This is a genomic window from Halorubrum sp. SD626R (assembly GCF_001261915.1).
Lineage (GTDB): Archaea > Halobacteriota > Halobacteria > Halobacteriales > Haloferacaceae > Halorubrum.
Genome location: NZ_CVRT01000051.1, coordinates 29,895 through 47,514, shown reverse-complemented (window position 1 = coordinate 47,514; position 17,620 = coordinate 29,895). Strand labels below are relative to the sequence as shown.

Sequence of the window (17,620 nt, the reverse complement as noted above, 5' to 3'; positions counted from 1 at the left end):
GCTGGACCGCGGAGATGATGGCGGCCGGCGTCAACTTCTCCGAGGCGACCTGCGGCGCGTGTATCGGTATCGGTCACGTGCCCGCCTCCGACTCCGTCTCGCTGCGCACCTTCAACCGCAACTTCGAGGGCCGCTCCGGCATCGAGGACGACTCCGTCTTCCTCTGCTCGCCGGAGGTCGCCACCGCGGCGGCCATCACCGGCGAGATCGTCGACCCCCGCGACCTCGCGGACGACCTCGGCGACCTCGAAGCGCCCGGCCTGGAGATGGGGACGAAGTACGGGCCCGGCATGGGCGAGTCCGACTCCGACATCATCTCGCCCGACGAGGCGATCGACGACGGCCTCGTCAAGGGCCCGAACATCGGTGACGTCCCGCTGAAAGACGACATCGACGTGGACGGCGGTGAAGCCCTCCTCAAGATGGAGGACAACATCACCACCGACCACATCATCCCGGCGACGGCGGACATCCTCAAGTTCCGCTCGAACATCGAGAAGCTCTCCGAGTTCACACTCTCGCGCGTCGACGACACCTTCGCGCAGCGCGCCCTCGACGCCGACGGCGGCGTCCTCGTGGCCGGCGAGAACTACGGGCAGGGCTCCTCGCGCGAGCACGCCGCCCTCTGTCCGATGTACCTCGGTATCGAGGCGGTCTTCGCGCAGAGCTTCGCCCGCATCCACAAGGCGAACCTGTTCAACTTCGGTATCGTCCCGCTCGCGATCGACGCGGAGACGTACGAGAAGATCGAGCAGGGTGACGACCTTGCGATCGTCGACGACGTGCCCGCGGGCGTCGCCTCCGGCCAGGAGGAGTTCACCGTGAGCGTCAACGGCGAGTGGGAGTTCACCGCCGACCTCGACGCCTCCGAGCGCGAGCGCGACATCCTCGCGGCCGGCGGCAAGCTCTCGTGGGTCAAACAGCAGCACGCCGACGGCGGCTCCGGCGCGGCGCCGGCCGACGACTGAGCGCGCTGTTCCGCGACCGACGAGCGGTTCGATTTCTCGCATTTTTCGACGCATCCTTCTCGTAGCTGTGGTTGTGCGGATCGCCGGAGTGCCGCCGATATCGATGTGAGCGAGAGCCGGAGTGGGTATCGTACGGTGGCTGAGGAGTCATTTATATGCGATCGAGTGGTGTTGCCGTCAGCTGGTTATACGTGATCGACACTCTCGCGGTAAACACCTCCAAAGCCCCAGCCGCTTGGCGATACGTTGTTGATATCGGCTCTGCGACGAACATTTCCAAAGCCCCAGCCGCGAGGACGAGTTACGCTCGCTGCGCTCCTCGGTCGGTCGCTTTCGCTCCCTCCCTGTGGTGCTTTCGTCGCCTAACTCGTCCTCGCGGCTGCCCCTTTGAGTCCCGCCCGACCGCACCGCACACGCACCTCACACCTCCCCAGCCTCGCGGCTCCCTACGGTCGCCGCGTCCCTCGCGCGTGCGACTCGCAGCCTGACGGCTGCTCGTCGGCACGCGCCACCGCACCTGCCTCGATCAGTAATAAATGCGGTCGTCGCTCCGCTTTCGGTTCACATCGTCGCATCGCTGCAACCGACCGCCTGTTTTTAACTATCGCCTCGGCGAACGGAGGAGTATGTTCGATACGATCGTGGTCGCGACCGACGGCTCGGAGAGCGTGCGCCGAGCGGTCGATGTCGCGGTCGACGTCGCCGCGCGCTTCGACGCCGAGGTCCACGCCGTCTACGTCGTCGACAGCGGCGAGGTCGAGTCCACGCCCGACGAGGTCCGCGACGACCTCCGCGACGCCCTCGACGACCACGGCGAGTCGGCGCTCGAACAGGTCTCCGACGCCGCGGCGACGCGCGACCCGAGGCTGAACGTGACGGCCGAGGTGCGCGAGGGTCGGCCGGCCGCCGAGATTTCCGACTACGCCCAGGACATCGGCGCCGGCATCGTGGCGATGGGGACGCGCGGGCGACACGGAGAAAATCGGTTCCTCATCGGCTCCGTCGCGGAGCGCGTCGTGCGCACCTGTCCCGTCCCCGTACTCACCGTCCGCCAGCTCACCGACGAGGACCCGCGACGGACGACGGTCTGAGGGCTCGCGACGCGGGGTCGCGCCGTTCGACCGCCCGAGAACGGCGGAGTTTTCCCGCTCCCGCTCGGCCCGACGGTATGGACGACGACCTCATCGACGAGGCGGGGATCCCCCGCTCGCGGTACACGCGGCTGCCCGGCAAGGGCTTCTTCTACCCGGACTCGCTGGACGAGGAGCGCGCCGAACGGCGGGCGAAGGAGGCGATCGAGGGGAGCGAGGCGGTCGTGATCGCCGACGGCGACGCCGACGGCCTCGCCTGCGCGGCGATGGTCCGCGAGGCGTACGACGCCGCCCTCGACGTCGCCGACTTCGAGGCGGCCATCGCGGCGCGGCTCGCGGAGGGCGATGCCGAGAGCGACACGGAAGACGGGGGGGACGACGCGAAGGAGTTCGAAGACACTGACGCGGACGACCCCACCGCCGACGCCCACGCGCGCTCGCCGGTCGGACTGGTCTCGGCGGGCCCGTACTCGCTCGACACCTCGCTCGAACGCGTGCTCGCGTACGCCGACGACGACGTCGACCTGTTCGTCTGTGACCTCTGTCCCGACGACTACGAGTGGATCGCGGAGCCGTTAGAGGCGCTCGCGGAGGAAGCCGGCTCGATCCGCTGGTTCGACCACCACCAGTGGGACGAGGAGACGGCGGCGGCGGTCCGGGAGCTCGGCGTCGACCTCGTGGTCGGCGAGTCCGACGGGGAGTGCACCGCCGACGTGACGCTGCGCTCGCTCGACCACGCGTTCGACGACCGGTGGGCCGAGCTGGCGGCCGTGACGCGCGACCACGACCTCTGGATCAAGGAGGACCCGCGCTCGGACGACCTCGCCGACTACTCCTACTGGGCCGGCGGCGAGGAGTACGCGACGGTCGTTGGCGCGCACGGCGCCGACCTCCCGGAAACCGTCGAGGCGTTCGTCGCCGACCGCCGCGTCGAGAAGGAGGCACGGGTCGACGCCGCCGTCGACCGCGCGGTGACCCACGAGGTCGGCGCGTGGACCGTCGCGGTGACGTACGGCCGGTGCTCGCAGAACGAGGTCGCGGAGGCGCTCCGCGAGGCCGGCGCCGACGCCGCGGTGATCGTCAAGCCCGCCGGTTCGGCGTCGATCCGCGGCTCGGAGGAGTTCCAGTACGCCCACGAGGTCGCCGGACGGGTCAACGGCGGCGGTCACCCGCAGGCCGCCGGTTGCAAGCCGGAGATCTACGACGACATGCTCGACTACGCGCAGCACTGGACGACCGAGGGGCAGGCCTGCAAGCGGGTCATCCTCGCCGCCTTCGAGGCGGTCGCCGAGGAGGTCGCGGCCGCGGACGACGGCGACGAGGAGACGGACGGGAGCGACGAAAAGACGGACGACTGAGCGTCGGCGGGCGAGGCGGAGCGGGCGCCCGCCTAATCGTTCCGGCCGTGGACGTACGTCTGGTCGTGGGCCGGGAACACGTCGTCGACGGTCGCCGCGCCGTGCTCCTCGGCGATGAGCGTCCGGAGCTCGTCCTCGTAGTCGGCCTTCGGCACCTCCTCGCTCGGACCCTGCTGGACGTCGAACGTCTCCTCGACGAGGCGGTCGACGGCGTGGCGCCCGAACCCCGACAGCGGGGAGATGTAGTCGACGCCGTGGCGGTCCTCCAGGCTCTGCGCCTGCGCCCGCGAGACCGTCGGCACCCGGTCGTCCCGGCGGGTGCCGTCGGCGACCGCGTCGACCTCCCGCTCCGCGATCGCCTCTAACGCGTGCTCGTGGACGCGCTGGATCCCGTTTCGGGGGTAGCCGTCGGCGAGCATCGTCTCCGCCGCCTCCTCGGCGACCTCGGGGTCGAGCTCGACGCGCTCGAAGGGGAATCCGAGCTCCGCGGCCGCCCGCTCGGCGTGTTCCCAGTCGTCGGTGAGCCCGAAGCTCCCGGTGACGCAGCGCACGTCGTAGAACCGGTCGAGCAGGTGGGCGGCGAGCGAGGAGTCTTTCCCCCCGCTGTACAGCAGCGCGAGCTCCATCTATCGCCGCTGGATGTCGAAGCTCTGCTGGTCGGGCTGGAGTTCCTTCAGGAGGTCGCGCATCTGGTCCTCGTCGATCTGTCCCTGGATCCGACCGCTCTGCGCGAGCGCCGCGACCTGCTGTTTCACCTTCTCGCCGAACTCCGGCTTCGACATCGCGACCGCGTTGAGCCGCTGGCGCGCGCCGTCCGTGAGGTACTGTTTGAGCACGGCCTCCTGCTGGGCGTCGGCGCGCTCCTGCGCCTCGCGCTGGGCCTCCGCGTCGCCGCCGCCGCCCTGCTGGCGCTCGCGGAGCTCCTCCATCTTCTTCTCTCGCAGTTCCTCCAGCCGTTCGTCGTCGGGGTTCTCGCTCATACGAGGTCCTTCACGGTCCGCGCGAAAAACGATTTCGGAGGGATCGGGCCGGAAGCGCCCCCGGCGGGGTGCGATCGAGGCCGGTCCGCGCCGCTTAAACGGCTCCTAGGCGTAGCGGCCTGCAATGAGCGAGTCGCGGGAGTTCTGTCCGCGGTGCGGCGGTTCGGTTCCGGAGCGGCGCGAGCCGCTCCCCGGCGAGCCGCGCGGACGGGACGCGCTGCTTTGCGACGACTGCTACTTCGAGGACTTCGATCTCGTCGACGCGCCCGACCGGATCGAGGTGCTGGTCTGTTCCGGCTGCGGCGCGGTCCGGCGCGGCGAGTCGTGGCGCGACGTCGGCGCGCGCGACTACACCGACGTCGCCGTCGACGAGGTGGCCGAGGCGCTCGGCGTCCACGTCGACGCCGAGGAGGTCGAGTGGGGCGTCAAGCCCGAGCAGGTCGACGAGAACAACGTCCGGATGCACTGCCGGTTCTCCGGCGTCGTCCGCGGGACGCTCCGCTCCGCCGAGGTCACCGTCCCGGTCAAAATCTCGCGGGGGACCTGCGACCGCTGCGGGCGGATCGCCGGCGGCTACTACGCCGGGACGGTCCAAGTGCGCGCCGACGAGCGCGATCTGACGGCCGCGGAGCGCGCCGAGGCGCTCGACATCGCCGAGTCGTACGTCGCGGCCCAGGAGGCCGACGGCGACCGCGAGGCGTTCGTCACGGAGGTGAAAGAGACCGACGACGGCCCCGACATCAAGCTCTCCTCGAACCGGCTCGCGCAGAACGTCGCGACGCGGATCACCGACGCGCTCGGCGGGAGCTTCGAGTCGTACCCGACGCTCGTCACCGAGGACGGCGACGGCAACGAGGTGTACCGGGTGACGTTCGCGGTCCGGCTCCCCCGGTACGCCGAGGGCGAGATCATCGACCCCGAGGACGGCGACGGCCCCGTCTTGGTCACGGGCGTTTCCGGACGCCTGCGGGGCGTCCGGCTCGCGACGGGCGAGGCGTACGTCTCCGAGTTCTCGGAGGCGGAGGCGCCCGACGCGACCCGGCTCGGCACCCGGGACGACGCCGCGGAGACGACGGTCGTGACGGTGGAGGACGAGAACGCAATCCAGGTGCTCGACCCGGTCACATACGAGGCGAAGACGGTGCCGAACCCCGACTTCGTCGACGGCGACGCCGACAGCGTCCTCGCGTTCGAGCACGGCGGCGAGGTCCACCTCGTCCCCGAGAAGTAGTCCGGCGGCGTCGCTCACTCACTGACGCAACCGTGGGAGGCGATAGCCAGTGAAAAAGCCGCGCGGTGGCGCGTGCCGACGAGCGGCCATCGGCCGCGAAGTCGCACGCGCGAGGGAGCCCGCGGTCGCCCCCGGCGACCGCGGCGAGGTTGGGGAGGTGAGAGGTGCCGCGCGGAGCGGTGCGGGGTGGGACTCAAACGGGCAGTCGCGATTCCCGGGAGCGGAGCAAGCGGGAAGACGAGAGACGAGGTCTCTCGGAAGGACGACGCTTGGCGACGCAAGCAGCGTGGCGCTACGCGCCACGAGCAGCCGGCGGCGAAGTCGCCGGCGACACTGGAAGGAACGGGCGTCGCGAGCGACTGAAGCGCGCAGCGAGCCACGCGAGTCATCGCGACTGGGGCTTTGGCGGTGTTCACCGCAGAGCCGCCGATCGCTTGTAAATTACAGACCGCGACACTTCGATCCGGCGTCTAAACGACCAAGCAACCGTGCTGACACGCGTACCGCGCTCTCGATCGAGGCGCATCGTTCTGTGGCCGACGTCTCAGCGAGGATAGTTCTATGGAACGGCAGAAAATCAGATTCGAAAAATCAAGCTCCGCGATTCCGTGCGTCGCCGTCGATCAGTCGGCGCGAGCGGTCGACTCGTTCCCGAGCGCGGCGGCGCGCTCCGACTCGGTCACTTCGATGCCGCGGCGCTCCAACTGGTCGATGAACTCGGCTTCGCTAAGCCCCGCCTGTGCGGCCGCCTGAGAGAGTGTCAGCGTTCGCGCACCGTACAGCGTCAGCGCACTCGAGAGGCCCTTCGTTGCCATACATCCAGTAGACGCGTGAAGGTTTATGAAGGTTACTAATTGATCGAGGTTCCTGATACACCTTATACGATATATATTGACGATCGATCAGTCGAGCGGTGTATAACCACTACCGGCGACGGCCCGCAGGAATTATGCTGCTCTGTGGCGCACGGGAGGTATGAACAGACAACAGATCTTCGCGCTGTTCTTCGCGTTCCTCATGGTGAGCTCCATGGCCGCCTGGGGAATCACGCTGCTGTAGGCGCCGATAGCACGATCCGGCGCCCCGTGTGGCGCGCCGTCTCAGCCGTCGCCCCAGACGTCGGAGAGCGGGTGGTCCTCCCGCTTCTCGGCGTCGGCCTCCGAGCGCGTCCGCGTCTCTCCGGTGCCGCCGCCGGACTCGGTGCCGCCGCCGGACTCGGTGCCGCCGCCGGACTCGGTCCCGCCGCTCGATCCCGTCGCGTCGGTCCGACCGCTCGCGGAGCCCGCGGATTTCGACGAGGCGGAGCCGCCGCGCTCGCCGCGCCCGGATCCGCCCGCGCGCCCCCGTCCCGCTCGTGAGGGACCGGACGGGTCGGCGTCGATCCCGGCGAGCGCGGCAGCGGGGTCGAAGTCGGGGAGGTCGGGCGTCGTCATCGCGTCGATCTGATCCCGGAACCACGGCGGCGTATCGGCCTGCGCCCTGTCGAAGAGGTCCAGCAGGGAGTCGTCCGCGAGGTACGTCGCCCCGTAGTCGTCGGGCGACCGGACGACGCGGCCGCACGCCTGGATCACGGTTCGCAGCGCGGTCCGGTGGTACCAGGCCCACTGGTCGTCGGCGAGGCGCCGGGCGACGCGGGAGTCGTTGGTGTTACGATACGGCGCCTTACACACGACCTGCCAGCGGCAGAGGCCGCCCTTCAGGTCCAGCGCCTCCTCCATCTTCACGGAGACGAACACCTCCGGGTCGTCGCTCGCCTTCCACGCCGAGAGCTCCGCGTCGCGGTTCTCCCGGTCGTGACGCCGGACGCGCGCGGCGACGCCGAACTCGCCCAGCAGCTCCGTGAGCCGCCCGGCGATGTCGTACGAGTGCGCGTGAATCAATCCCTTCTCGTCCGGGTGTTCGGCCATCAGCCGGACGATCAGGCGGGCGATCTCCGGCACCGTCTCGTCGCGGTCCTCGTACGTCATCGATCCGCGCGTCACGTCGTACAGCGGGCGGTGCTCCAGCGGGAACGTGTGCTCGACGTCGACGAGCGCGACGGTCGACGGGTCGAGGCCGATCCCGCGGCAGAACGCCTCCTTCGAGAGGATGGTGGCCGACAGCAGCGCGAACCGGTTCCCGCGGTCCCACACCGTGTGCCGGAGGTAGCGGGCCGGGTCCAGCGGCTTGATCGCGATCGGTGACCCCTCTCCGCCGGACTGGTCGACGACCCACGTCGTGGGCGAGTCGAGGTCGCGGTAGTCCTCTAGGAACCACCCGAGCTCGCTGGTCAGCTCTTGGAGGCGGTCGCGGCGCGCCACCTCTTCGCGGTCGAGTTCGGGGCGACCCGTCAGCTCGTCTTTCGCCCGCTTCGCGACGTCGCGGAGGGAGGCGACGAAGCGGGCGGTGCGGTCGAGCGCGTCCTCCTCCGGGCCGGCGTCGGCCTCGACATCGGGGACGCTCACGTCCTCCCAGACGGGGACGCGCTCGGGCGAGAGCTCGATCGTCGCGTACATCTCCGCCCACTCGGCGAGCCCGTGCGCCTCGTCGATCACGACGACGTCGCGCTTGCGGAACACCTCCGACCCGGCGGTGCGCATGAAGTACGCCAGGGTCATCGCGGCGTAGCGGTTCCCGGAGGCGATGGCGCGATCGGAGAAGTACGGACACCGGTGTTTCACCGAGCAGTCGAACCCCTGCTGGCGGACGCAGGGCGCGCGGTTGACCGGCGTGTCGTGCTCGCCCGGGAGGATGCAGTCGTAGTTCGACTTCCCCCGAATGACCGCCAGGTCGTCGAGGAGGTCGTCGGCCTCGACATCGTCGATCTGCGACACCTGCGGGGTCGTGTAGTAGGCGCCCGTCGCCTCGCTCGGCGCCGTCTCGTCGACCGTCGCGGCCGCGCCCATCACCGCCCGCGCGAGCAGCGACTTCCCGCTCCCGGTCGGCGCGCGCACCAGCACCACGTCGTTGCCGGTGGCGAACGCATCGCGGACGTCCGCGAGCGCGCGCTCCTGCGCGCCGCGGAAGCTCGGGGCGGGGAACTCGCCGGGGATCCGGTCGGGGTCCACAGGGGTCCCTCGCCCCCTCCCGGGATTAAACCCTCGCGTTCCGGCACCCCCGAGTGAACTCGAAACTACCCGGCCGTTTATTACGTTCCGGCGGGTCGGAGAGGTATGCACTGGCGGGAGGCGGAGCGGGCGTTCGCGGACGAAGTCGTCGCCCGGGAGACGCTCCCGCGCACCTTCGAGCGGTCCGCCGAGCGCAACGCCGACCGGCTCGCACAGCGGTATAAGGGCGGGATCCGCGACCGGTCGCTGGTCGCCGAGGGCGTCCTCCCGGCCGCGCCCGACGGCGAGTACGCCGGGCTCACCTACGACGAGATGCGCGGTGTCGTCCGCCGGCTCGCCGCGGGGTTCCGCGAGCTCGGCGTCGACGGCGACACCCGCGTGGCGCTCTACGCGCAGACCCGGATGGAGTGGGCTCAGACCGACTTCGCGGCGCTGGCCGCGGGCGCGGTCGTGACGACAGTCTACGCCTCCTCGTCGCCGAGCCAGGTGCGGTATCTGCTGGAGGACCCCGGCGCGACGGTCGTCGTCGTCGGGGACCGCGACCGCTTGGACGAGGTGCTCGCCGTCGCCGGCGACCTCTCGCGCGACCTCGACGCGGTCGTCTCGTTCGACGACGTGGACGCGGGCGAACTCGACTTCGGCGGTGACGGCGACGCCGCCCTCGGCGTCGACGACGTGTACACTCTCGGCGAAGTCCACGAGCTTGGCGCCGACGCCTTCGCCGAGGAGGAGTACGAGGGATGGCTCGACGCGAGCGATACCGACGACCTCGCGAGCCTCATCTACACCTCCGGGACGACCGGGAAGCCGAAGGGCGTCCGGCTGACCCACGCGAACTTCCGGGAGAACGTCACGCAGTGTTACCGACGGTTCGCCGACCGCCCGGACCGCGACCCCGACGTGCCGGGGATCTCCGCCGAGTCGACCACGCTCTCGTTCCTCCCGCTCGCGCACGTCTTCGAGCGCATGGCGGGCCACTACATGATGTTCGCCGCGGGCGCGACGGTGGGGTACGCCGAGAGCCCGGACACGCTCCGCGAGGACTTCGGGCTGGTGCGGCCGACGACGACGACCAGCGTCCCGCGCGTCTACGAGAAGCTGTACGACGCGATCCGCGAGCAGGCGGGCGAGTCGCCGGTGAAAGCGCGGATCTTCGAGTGGGCGGTCGACGTCGGGCGGGCCCACCACGAGACGGACGACCCCGGCGCGCTGCTCGACGCGAAGCGCGCGGTCGCCGACCGGCTCGTGTTCTCGTCGGTCCGGGAGGCGCTCGGCGGCGAGGTCGACTTCTTCATCTCGGGCGGCGGGTCGCTGTCGGCCGAGCTGTGCGCGCTGTACCATGCGATGGACCTGCCGATCTTAGAGGGCTACGGACTCACGGAGACCTCGCCGGTGATCAGCGTCAACCCGCCCGAGGAGCCGAGGGTCGGAACCATCGGGCCGCCCGTCGCCGATACCGAGGTCGCGGTCGACGGCACGGTCGTCGGCGAGGGGGCCCCCGACCTCGCGGGCGACGCCGGCGAGCTGCTCGTCCGCGGCCCGCAGGTGACCGACGGCTACTGGAACCGGCCGGAGGCGACCGCCGAGGCGTTCGCGGCGCCCGACCGGCTTCCCGAGGGCGTCGTCTTCGCGGGCGCGCCGCCGGCGGAGCGCGGCGGCGACCCCGACGCGCCGTGGTTCCGCACGGGCGACATCGTCCGACTCCGGCCGGACGGGTACGTCGCCTTCCGCGAGCGCGCCAAGCAGCTACTTGTGCTCTCGACCGGGAAGAACGTCGCGCCGGGACCGATCGAGGACCGGTTCGCCGCCAACGAGTTCGTCGAGGGGTGCGTCGTGCTCGGCGACGGCCGGAAGTTCGTCTCCGCGCTGATCGTCCCGAACTTCGAGCGGGTGGCGGCGTGGGCGGACGACAACGGGATCGGCCTCCCCGACGACCGGAAGGCGGTCTGCCGCGACGACCGGGTCCGCAAGCGAATCGGGGAGGAGGTCGACCGCGTCAACGAGGCGTTCGAGCCGTACGAGCGCATCAAGCGGTTCCGGCTCGTCGAGGAGGAGTTCACCGAGGCGAACGACCTACTCACGCCGACGATGAAAAAGAAGCGGCGGAACATCCTCGACCGGTTCGCCGAGGAGGTCGAGATGATCTACGCGGAGTCCTGATCGGCGCGGTCGGCGGGTCGCCGTTCGCTCGTCGCCCGGTCAGTCGTCGCTCGGGACCGCTCCCGCCTCGTCGACGCCGGCGGGACTGGACCGCGTCTCGCCGACCGGATCGCCGAAGGCGTAGACGGTGTTGTGGCCGGTCACCTCGACGGTGAGGAAGTCACCCACCTCGACCCCGCGTTCGGTCGCGTTCTGGACGATGATCTGCCGGTAGGCGGAGTCCCGGCACTTCACCGAGTCGCCGGTCCCCTCCTCGACGACGAGGACCTCGAACGTCTCGCCGACCATCGACTCGTACGCCTCGGCGACGACCTCCATCTTCAGCTCCGACATCGCCTTCGAGCGCTCCTTCTTGACCGTCCCGCCGAGCCCCTTCATGTCGGCGGCGTCGGTGCCGGGGCGCTTCGAGAAGCGGGTGACGTTGATCTTCTCTGGGCGGACCTCGGCGAGGAGCTCCATCGACCGCTCGTGGTCGGCCTCGTCCTCGGTGGGGAAGCCGACGATGAAGTCGGTCGAGAGCGTCCAGTGGTCGAGCCGGTCGTCGAACGTCGCGACGACTTCACGGAACTTGTCGACGCGGTGCTGCCGGCGCATGTCGTCGAGCACGTCGTCGGAGCCGGACTGGACCGGCGCGTGGATGAAGTCGTACAGCTCCTCGTTCCCGGCGAACACCTCGGCCAGCTCCTCGTGGATGCCGTGGATGCCGCCGGGGTTCGCCATGCCGAGGCGAACCCGGAACTCGCCGTCGATGTCGCAGATGCGGTCGAGGAGCTCCGGGAGCTTGCGCTTGCCGTCGTCCCAGCCGTAGACGCCGGTGTCCTGCCCGGTGACGCGGATCTCCTTCGCGCCGGCGTGGACCAAGGCCCGCGCCTTCTCGACGTTCTCCTCGACCGGAGGAGAGTCGACCCGCCCTGTCGCGAACTTCGTGATGCAGTACGAGCAGTTGCTCATGCAGCCGCGCGCGATGGGGAGGAGGCCGACCACGCCGTCGAGGACCGGCTCGGCGTCGGGCGTGGTCGTCGGGCACTCGCCGTTGAGCGCGTACGAGGGCACCTCGTCCCAGTGGAGGATCTCGGCGTCGACGCCGGCCTCCTCGAACGTCTCGCCCTGAGCGAGCGCCATACAGCCGGTGACGACGAGGTCGGCCGCCGTCTCTTCGAGTTCCTCGGCGCGGCGGAGCATGTTCCGCTCCGTCTTCTCGACGACCGTGCAGGTGTTGAGGATGGCGACGTCGGCGTCCTCGGGGCCGTCGGCCGGGCGGTGGCCGCCGTCGCGGAGCGCGCGCTCTATCTCCCGGCTCTCACCCCGGTTCGAACTGCAGCCGTAAGTTTCGATGTGATACGTCGCCATCGGGTGGGCTCACTACCGGTCCCGCGGGCAAAAGCGCGACGGATCGGGGGCGGTGTGAGGATTCGGTGACGGCGTCCTCAGTCCTCGGCGACCGCGGCCGCCGTGGGGGCCTCGGCGTCGGGCTCCGAGGCGGCCTCCGGCTCTGCGTCACCGGAGCGCTCCGACTCGGGAACCGCCGCGTACACCGATCGCCGGGCGTCGCGGGGGCAGAGCCCCTCCTCGACGAGTCCGACCTCGGTGAGCTTCTCGACAGCGAACCGGACGGTTCGGGTGGAGAGACGCGTCTCCTCGGCGAGCCCGGTCTGGTCGAACCGGCCCTCCTCGTCGAGAACGTAGTAGACCAGTTTGGCGCTCGGCGGGAGCGGCGCGAGCAGCTCGCGGGCACTGTCGTCCATACCTTGTTTACACGGGCGAGTCGGGTATAACCGTGGCCCGGGTGTGTACTCTCCCCGCACAGCTCCCCGTTGTTTTATATATGAAGTTGAGCGCGTCGCCGCGGTGCGCCGTTACCCGTCGGTGCGGAACTCGAACCGCGCTCCGTCCGCGTCGTCGACCGAGAGCGTCCACCCGTGGGCGGCCGCGATCTCGCGGACGATCGCGAGTCCGAACCCGGTGCCGCGCGGGTCGTTCGAGGTCCCGTATTCGAGCGCCTCCTCGGGGTCGATATCGAACCCGTCGCCGTCGTCCGCGACGGCGAACCCGTCCGGGAGCGCGGCGACCGTGACGGTGACGCCGGGACCGGCGTCGGCCGGATCGTCGTCGGGTTGCGCCCGGCCGCTGGTCGAGCCGTGCTCCATGCTATCGCCGGACTTCGTCCGGCTGTCAGTGGAGCCGTGCTCCACGCTGTCGTCGGGCTCCGCCCGACTGTTCGTGGAACCGTGTTCCACGCTGTTCGCGAACAGATTCTCCAAGAGCGTCCGGAGCCGCTCCGGGTCGGCGTCGACCGTGACCGACCCGTCGGGCGCGTCGAGCGTCGCGCCGGCGGTGTCGACGGTGCGCCACGCGGTCGCCGCCGCCTCGGCGAGGTCGACCGATTCGAGGTCGTCGACGGTCCGGCCCTGTCGCGCCAGCGCCAGGAGGTCGTCGATGAGCTGGCTCATTCGGTCGTGGGCGTCGCCGACCCGATCGATCTCGTCGAGCGCGTCCGGGTCGTCGACGAACTCCCGCGCGAGTTCGAGCCGGCCGTCGGCGACGTTGAGCGGGCTCCGGAGGTCGTGAGAGACGAGCCCGGCGAACTTCTCCAGTCGGTCGATCTCGCGCTGGAGCGCGTCGTCGCGGTCCCGGAGCTGCGCCGTGCGCTCGGCGCCGTCGAGCGCCACGGTGACGTTGGCCGCCAGCACCCGCGCCAGCTGCGTCGCCGTGTCGTCGAAGAACCCCGGTTCGACGGAGCCGAGCGGCATGACGCCGTGGTCGCCCAGCGGGACGACGAGCAGGCTCCGGTGGTCGCCGTAGCCGACCGAGGTGTCGACGTCGTCGAGGTCGTCGACGCGGATCAGCTCGCCGGTCTCGAACGCCTCCCAGACCCGACCGTCTCCGGGACCGAACGCGGGGCGTTCGCCCAGCGCGGCGGTCGCCTCCTCGCTGATGGCGGTCGGCAGCAGCTTCCCCGCGTCGGGGTCGTACAGCCGGACGCCGCTGCTCGGGAACTCGAGGATGTCGATCGCGGCCCGCGTCGCGAGCTCGGCGAGCTCGTCGCGGTCCTCGCCGCGGAACATCTCGCGTGTCGTCTCGTGGAGGCGACGGAGGGTTCGCTCGACCCGCTTCTGCTCGCCGATGTCGGCGTAGACGCTGTAGACGACCGTCTCCACCGGGCGTCGCACGGGGATCACGTGTAGGATGAAGTCCCTGAGCCCGTCGGTCGTGCGGCGGCGCACCTCGAGGCGGGGCGTCTCCTCCGCGTCGAGGATCGTCTCGGGATCGGGGGGGTCGGCGTCCTCCGGAATGATCCCCTCGCGGATCTCGCGGTAGCCGTGGTCGGCCGTCGAGTAGCCGAACGTCCGCTCGAACGCCTCGTTCGTGGCGTCGAGGCGACGCTCGCCGTCGCCGAGCGCGACCGTCCTCGCGGCCGGCAGCGGGAGGTCGTCGAACAAGGCCGTCAGTCGGTCGCGCTCGGCCCGCAGCGCGTTCTCCGTCTCGATCTGTTCGATCGCGTCGGCCGCGTGGGCGGCCAGCAGCTCCGCGAACTCGACGTCGCCGTCGTCGAACGCGGCGTATCCGTCGGAGAGGGCCTGTAACACGCCGTACGATCCGATCGGAACGCTGATCGCCGAGCGGACGTCGTCGACGACCGGTTCGGCGACCGCGCTCCCGTCGGCTCGGTCGGGGTCGTCGAGGGGGTCAGAACCGTCGAGTCGGTCGGGGTCGCCGGAGGGATCCGCGCCCGGGCGGTCGCAGTTCTCCGGGTCCTCCAACTGGTCCGGATCGGCGGGGTCGACGCTGACGTTGTCGACGACCATCGTCCGCCCCTCAGCGGCCGTGGTGCCGGCGACCCCCTGGCCGACCTCGAACGCGCGGACCTCGTCGTCGGTGACGCTCTCGGAGAGCGCCGCGGGGACGAGCAGGTCCCCCTCGCGGCGGGCCGTGACGCACCGGTCGAACTCCAAGACGCTCTCGGCCGCGGCGACGGTCCGCTCGAACACGTCGTCGACGCGCTCGCAGGCGGCGACGTCCGTCGCGAACTCGTGGAGCGCGGTCACCTTCGCGTTCACCTCGCGGAGGTCCCGCTCGGCCCGGCGCCGCTCCAGCGCGTTCACGACGCTGTTCGCGAGCATCTCGTACCGGTCCCGGCCGGCGCCCTTCTGGAGGTAGTCCGTCACGCCGGCGGAGATAGCCTCGCTGGCGATCTCCTCGGAGCCCTTCCCGGTGAACAGCACGAACGGGATCCCGGGGTCGACATCGCGGATGTCGGTGAGCAGTTCGAGCCCGTCGCTGCCCGGCATGTCGAAGTCGCTGACGACGCAGTCGACGCGCTCCGTCTCGACCGCCGCGAGCGCGTCGTCGGGGGCGGTGAACGTGACCGTCTCGATGCCCTCGACCAGCCGCTCGACGTGGGTCGCCGCGAGGTCGGCGGCGCCGGGCTCGTCGTCGACGAAGAGCACCCGTCGGGGACCGCCGCCGGCCGGATCGGATCCGCGGAATGCGTCGGCATCGGGGCAGTCGCCGCCGGTCCCCGAAGCGGCGTCCCCCGAAGCGGTGTCCATGCGTGCCCGTCACGCTACCGGTAATTTTAGCTTACGCTCCGATGACCAGGACTGAGAACCGGAGCGGCGGCGGTCGGGGTGGCCCCGCCCGTCGACGACTACAGGAAGTCCTCGACGTGGTCGGCGACCTCCTCGGGGGTGTCGCCGACGGGGACGCCCGCGTGGTTGAGCGCGTCGATCTTCGACTGCGCGGTGCCCGTGCCGGAGCCGGAGACGATGGCGCCCGCGTGGCCCATGCGCTTGCCCGGCGGCGCCGTGCGCCCGGCGATGAAGCCCGTGACCGGCGTATCCATGTACTCGCCGATGAACTTCGCGGCCTGCTCCTCGTCCTCGCCGCCGATCTCGCCGCACATCACGACCGCGTCGGTCTCGTCGTCGGCCTCGAACGCCTCCAGCGCGTCGACGAACGAGGTCCCGATGATCGGATCGCCGCCGATGCCGATGGCGGTCGTCTGCCCGATGCCGCGCTCGGTGAGGTTGTCGACGACCTGGTACGTGAGCGTGCCGGAGCGGGAGACGAGCCCGACGTTCCCGTCCGAGAAGATGTTACCCGGCAGGATGCCGAGCTTCGCCTCGCCGGGGGTGATGATCCCCGGGCAGTTCGGGCCGAGCAGGCGCGTGTCGGTCTCGCCCAGGCGCTTGTTCACCTTCGCCATGTCCTGGGTCGGGATCCCCTCGGTGATCGCGACGGCCAGGTCGAGGTCGGTGTCGAGCGCCTCGAAGATCGCGTCGCCCGCGAACGCCGGCGGGACGAAGATCACCGAAGCGTCGGCGTTCTCCGCCTCGACCGCCTCGTCGACCGTGTCGTAGACGGGGACGCCGGCGACCTCCTGGCCGCCCTTGCCCGGCACCGCGCCCGCGACGACGTTCGTGCCGTACTCGATCATCTGGCCGGCGTGGAACTTCCCTTCCCCGCCGGTGATCCCCTGCACAACCACCCTGGTGTCGTCGTCGACGAAAATGCTCATTGGGTCACCTCCTCCGCGTTCTTCACCGCGCGCTGGACCGCCGCCTCCAGCGTCTCCTCGACCTCGATCAGGTCGGTGTTCAGGATCTCCATCCCCTCCTCGGCGTTGGTCCCGGCGAGCCGGACGACGACCGGCTTCGGGATCTCGTCGAACTCCGCGAGCGCCTCGTTGATCCCCTTGGCGACCTCGTCGCCGCGGGTAATCCCGCCGAAGATGTTGAAGACGACGCTGTCGACGTTGGGGTCGGAGAAGACCATGTCGAGCGCCTGCGTGACGCGCTCGGCCTTCGCGCCGCCGCCGATGTCGAGGAAGTTGGCGGGCTTGCCGCCGTAGTAGTCGACCAGGTCGAGCGTCGTCATCACGAGCCCGGCGCCGTTGCCGATGATGCCGACGTTACCCGAGAGGCGGACGTAGTCGAAGCCGTACTCGCCCGCCTTCCGTTCGAGGTCGTCCTCGTAGGACGCCTCGGCCATCTCGGCGAGGTCGGGCTGGCGGAACAGCGCGTCCTCGTCGATGTTCATCACGGCGTCGGCCGCGATCACGTCGCGGTCGCCGGTGATCATGACGGGGTTGACCTCGATCTCGGAGGCGTCGCTGTCCTCGTAGAGGTCGTACAGCGTCGAGAGGATCGAGGCCACGTCGAGCGCCACGTCGGCGTCGACGCCGGCCTCGTAGACGACCTTCCGGGCCTGGTACGGGTGGAGCCCGAACGCGGGGTCGACGTGCTCGCGCGCGATCGCGTCGGGGTTCTCCTCGGCGACCTCCTCGATGTTCACGCCGCCCTCGGTCGACACCATCAGGACCGGCTCGCCCTCGCCGCGGTCCATGGTGACGCCGACGTACAGCTCGTCGACGAAGTCGACGCCGGCCTCGACGAGCACCGAGTCGACCGTGTACCCCTTCAGGTCCATCCCGAGGATCTCCTCGGCGTACTGCTCGGCCTCGTCGCGGTCGGTCGCGATCTTGATGCCGCCGGCCTTGCCGCGGCCGCCGACGTGGACCTGCGCTTTGATCGCCGCGGGGTAGCCGATCTCGTCGACGGCGTCGAGGGCCTCCTCGACGGTCGTCGCGAGCCGGGAGTCCGGCACCGGGATCCCGGCGTCCGCGAAGATGGTCTTCGCTTGATGTTCGTGTAGTTTCATCCGTCTCGAACGGGGACCGATAGCGGCTTAAATGGTGTCGATTCGGCGCGAGCGGGAGGCACGGCACCCGAGCGGACGGACCGGGTGTGCGATCGCGGACACGCGCTCTCGGACCGGTAATGACC

General features: G+C 70.3%; 14 protein-coding genes. 5 read left to right on the top strand and 9 right to left on the bottom strand.

The genetic code is table 11. From position 1 onward, the window contains the following. The 3 genes from SD626R_RS04535 to SD626R_RS04525 all read left to right on the top strand — a co-directional run. Nucleotides 1–968: aconitase family protein (locus SD626R_RS04535; protein ID WP_255310060.1), on the top strand; the 968-nt coding region annotated here is incomplete at its 5' end. A 626-nt stretch (nucleotides 969–1,594) separates the two neighbouring features. Further along, nucleotides 1,595–2,059, top strand: coding sequence for a universal stress protein (locus SD626R_RS04530; protein ID WP_092564098.1), 465 nt, complete (start codon nucleotides 1,595–1,597; stop codon nucleotides 2,057–2,059). Between the two features lie 77 nt (nucleotides 2,060–2,136). After that, on the top strand, nucleotides 2,137–3,417 hold the full coding sequence (locus SD626R_RS04525; protein ID WP_092564095.1) for a DHH family phosphoesterase: 1,281 nt from the start codon (nucleotides 2,137–2,139) through the stop codon (nucleotides 3,415–3,417). 32 nt (nucleotides 3,418–3,449) lie between these two features. Here the strand turns inward: SD626R_RS04525 and SD626R_RS04520 are convergent, their stop codons facing one another. Both SD626R_RS04520 and SD626R_RS04515 read right to left on the bottom strand, forming a co-directional pair. Then, complete coding sequence (locus SD626R_RS04520; RefSeq protein ID WP_092564092.1) at nucleotides 3,450–4,043, bottom strand: DUF7411 family protein; 594 nt, start codon at nucleotides 4,041–4,043, stop codon at nucleotides 3,450–3,452. After that, complete coding sequence (locus SD626R_RS04515; protein WP_092564089.1) at nucleotides 4,044–4,397, bottom strand: DNA-binding protein; 354 nt, start codon at nucleotides 4,395–4,397, stop codon at nucleotides 4,044–4,046. A gap of 124 nt (nucleotides 4,398–4,521) precedes the next feature. On the opposite strand from SD626R_RS04515, the gene SD626R_RS04510 reads away from it, so the two are divergent. Next, nucleotides 4,522–5,628, top strand: a complete 1,107-nt coding sequence (locus SD626R_RS04510; RefSeq protein ID WP_092564086.1) for a 60S ribosomal export protein NMD3 — start codon at nucleotides 4,522–4,524, stop codon at nucleotides 5,626–5,628. 623 nt (nucleotides 5,629–6,251) lie between these two features. Here the strand turns inward: SD626R_RS04510 and SD626R_RS04505 are convergent. Together SD626R_RS04505 and SD626R_RS04500 are read right to left on the bottom strand one after the other, a co-directional pair. After that, the gene (locus SD626R_RS04505) at nucleotides 6,252–6,443 is read right to left on the bottom strand and encodes a DUF7317 family protein (protein WP_092564083.1); all 192 of its coding nucleotides are present in this window, start codon (nucleotides 6,441–6,443) and stop codon (nucleotides 6,252–6,254) included. Between the two features lie 285 nt (nucleotides 6,444–6,728). After that, nucleotides 6,729–8,675 carry a helicase C-terminal domain-containing protein gene (locus SD626R_RS04500; protein ID WP_092564080.1) on the bottom strand — a complete coding sequence of 649 codons (1,947 nt, stop codon included), beginning with the start codon at nucleotides 8,673–8,675 and terminating at the stop codon, nucleotides 6,729–6,731. 105 nt (nucleotides 8,676–8,780) lie between these two features. Here SD626R_RS04500 and SD626R_RS04495 point away from each other — a divergent pair, with 105 nt between their 5' ends. Then, nucleotides 8,781–10,835: an AMP-dependent synthetase/ligase gene (locus SD626R_RS04495; protein ID WP_092564077.1), complete on the top strand. Its 2,055-nt coding sequence runs from the start codon at nucleotides 8,781–8,783 to the stop codon at nucleotides 10,833–10,835. A gap of 39 nt (nucleotides 10,836–10,874) precedes the next feature. On the opposite strand, the gene SD626R_RS04490 is transcribed toward SD626R_RS04495, so the two are convergent. The 5 genes from SD626R_RS04490 to sucC all read right to left on the bottom strand — a co-directional run bounded on the left by SD626R_RS04490 (nucleotide 10,875) and on the right by sucC (nucleotide 17,495). Further along, nucleotides 10,875–12,185 (bottom strand): tRNA (N(6)-L-threonylcarbamoyladenosine(37)-C(2))-methylthiotransferase, encoded by a 1,311-nt coding sequence (locus tag SD626R_RS04490; protein ID WP_092564074.1) that lies wholly within the window; start codon nucleotides 12,183–12,185, stop codon nucleotides 10,875–10,877. A 77-nt stretch (nucleotides 12,186–12,262) separates the two neighbouring features. After that, nucleotides 12,263–12,580: a helix-turn-helix domain-containing protein gene (locus SD626R_RS04485; RefSeq protein ID WP_092564071.1), complete on the bottom strand. Its 318-nt coding sequence runs from the start codon at nucleotides 12,578–12,580 to the stop codon at nucleotides 12,263–12,265. Between the two features lie 111 nt (nucleotides 12,581–12,691). Further along, on the bottom strand, nucleotides 12,692–15,385 hold the full coding sequence (locus SD626R_RS04480; protein ID WP_092564068.1) for a GAF domain-containing protein: 2,694 nt from the start codon (nucleotides 15,383–15,385) through the stop codon (nucleotides 12,692–12,694). A gap of 98 nt (nucleotides 15,386–15,483) precedes the next feature. Then, on the bottom strand, nucleotides 15,484–16,353 hold the full coding sequence (sucD, locus tag SD626R_RS04475; RefSeq protein ID WP_092564066.1) for a succinate--CoA ligase subunit alpha: 870 nt from the start codon (nucleotides 16,351–16,353) through the stop codon (nucleotides 15,484–15,486). Beyond that, nucleotides 16,350–17,495 (bottom strand): ADP-forming succinate--CoA ligase subunit beta, encoded by a 1,146-nt coding sequence (gene sucC, locus SD626R_RS04470; RefSeq protein ID WP_092564063.1) that lies wholly within the window; start codon nucleotides 17,493–17,495, stop codon nucleotides 16,350–16,352. The genes sucD and sucC overlap by 4 nt, the downstream gene beginning before the upstream one ends. Nucleotides 17,496–17,620: the final 125 nt, after the last annotated feature.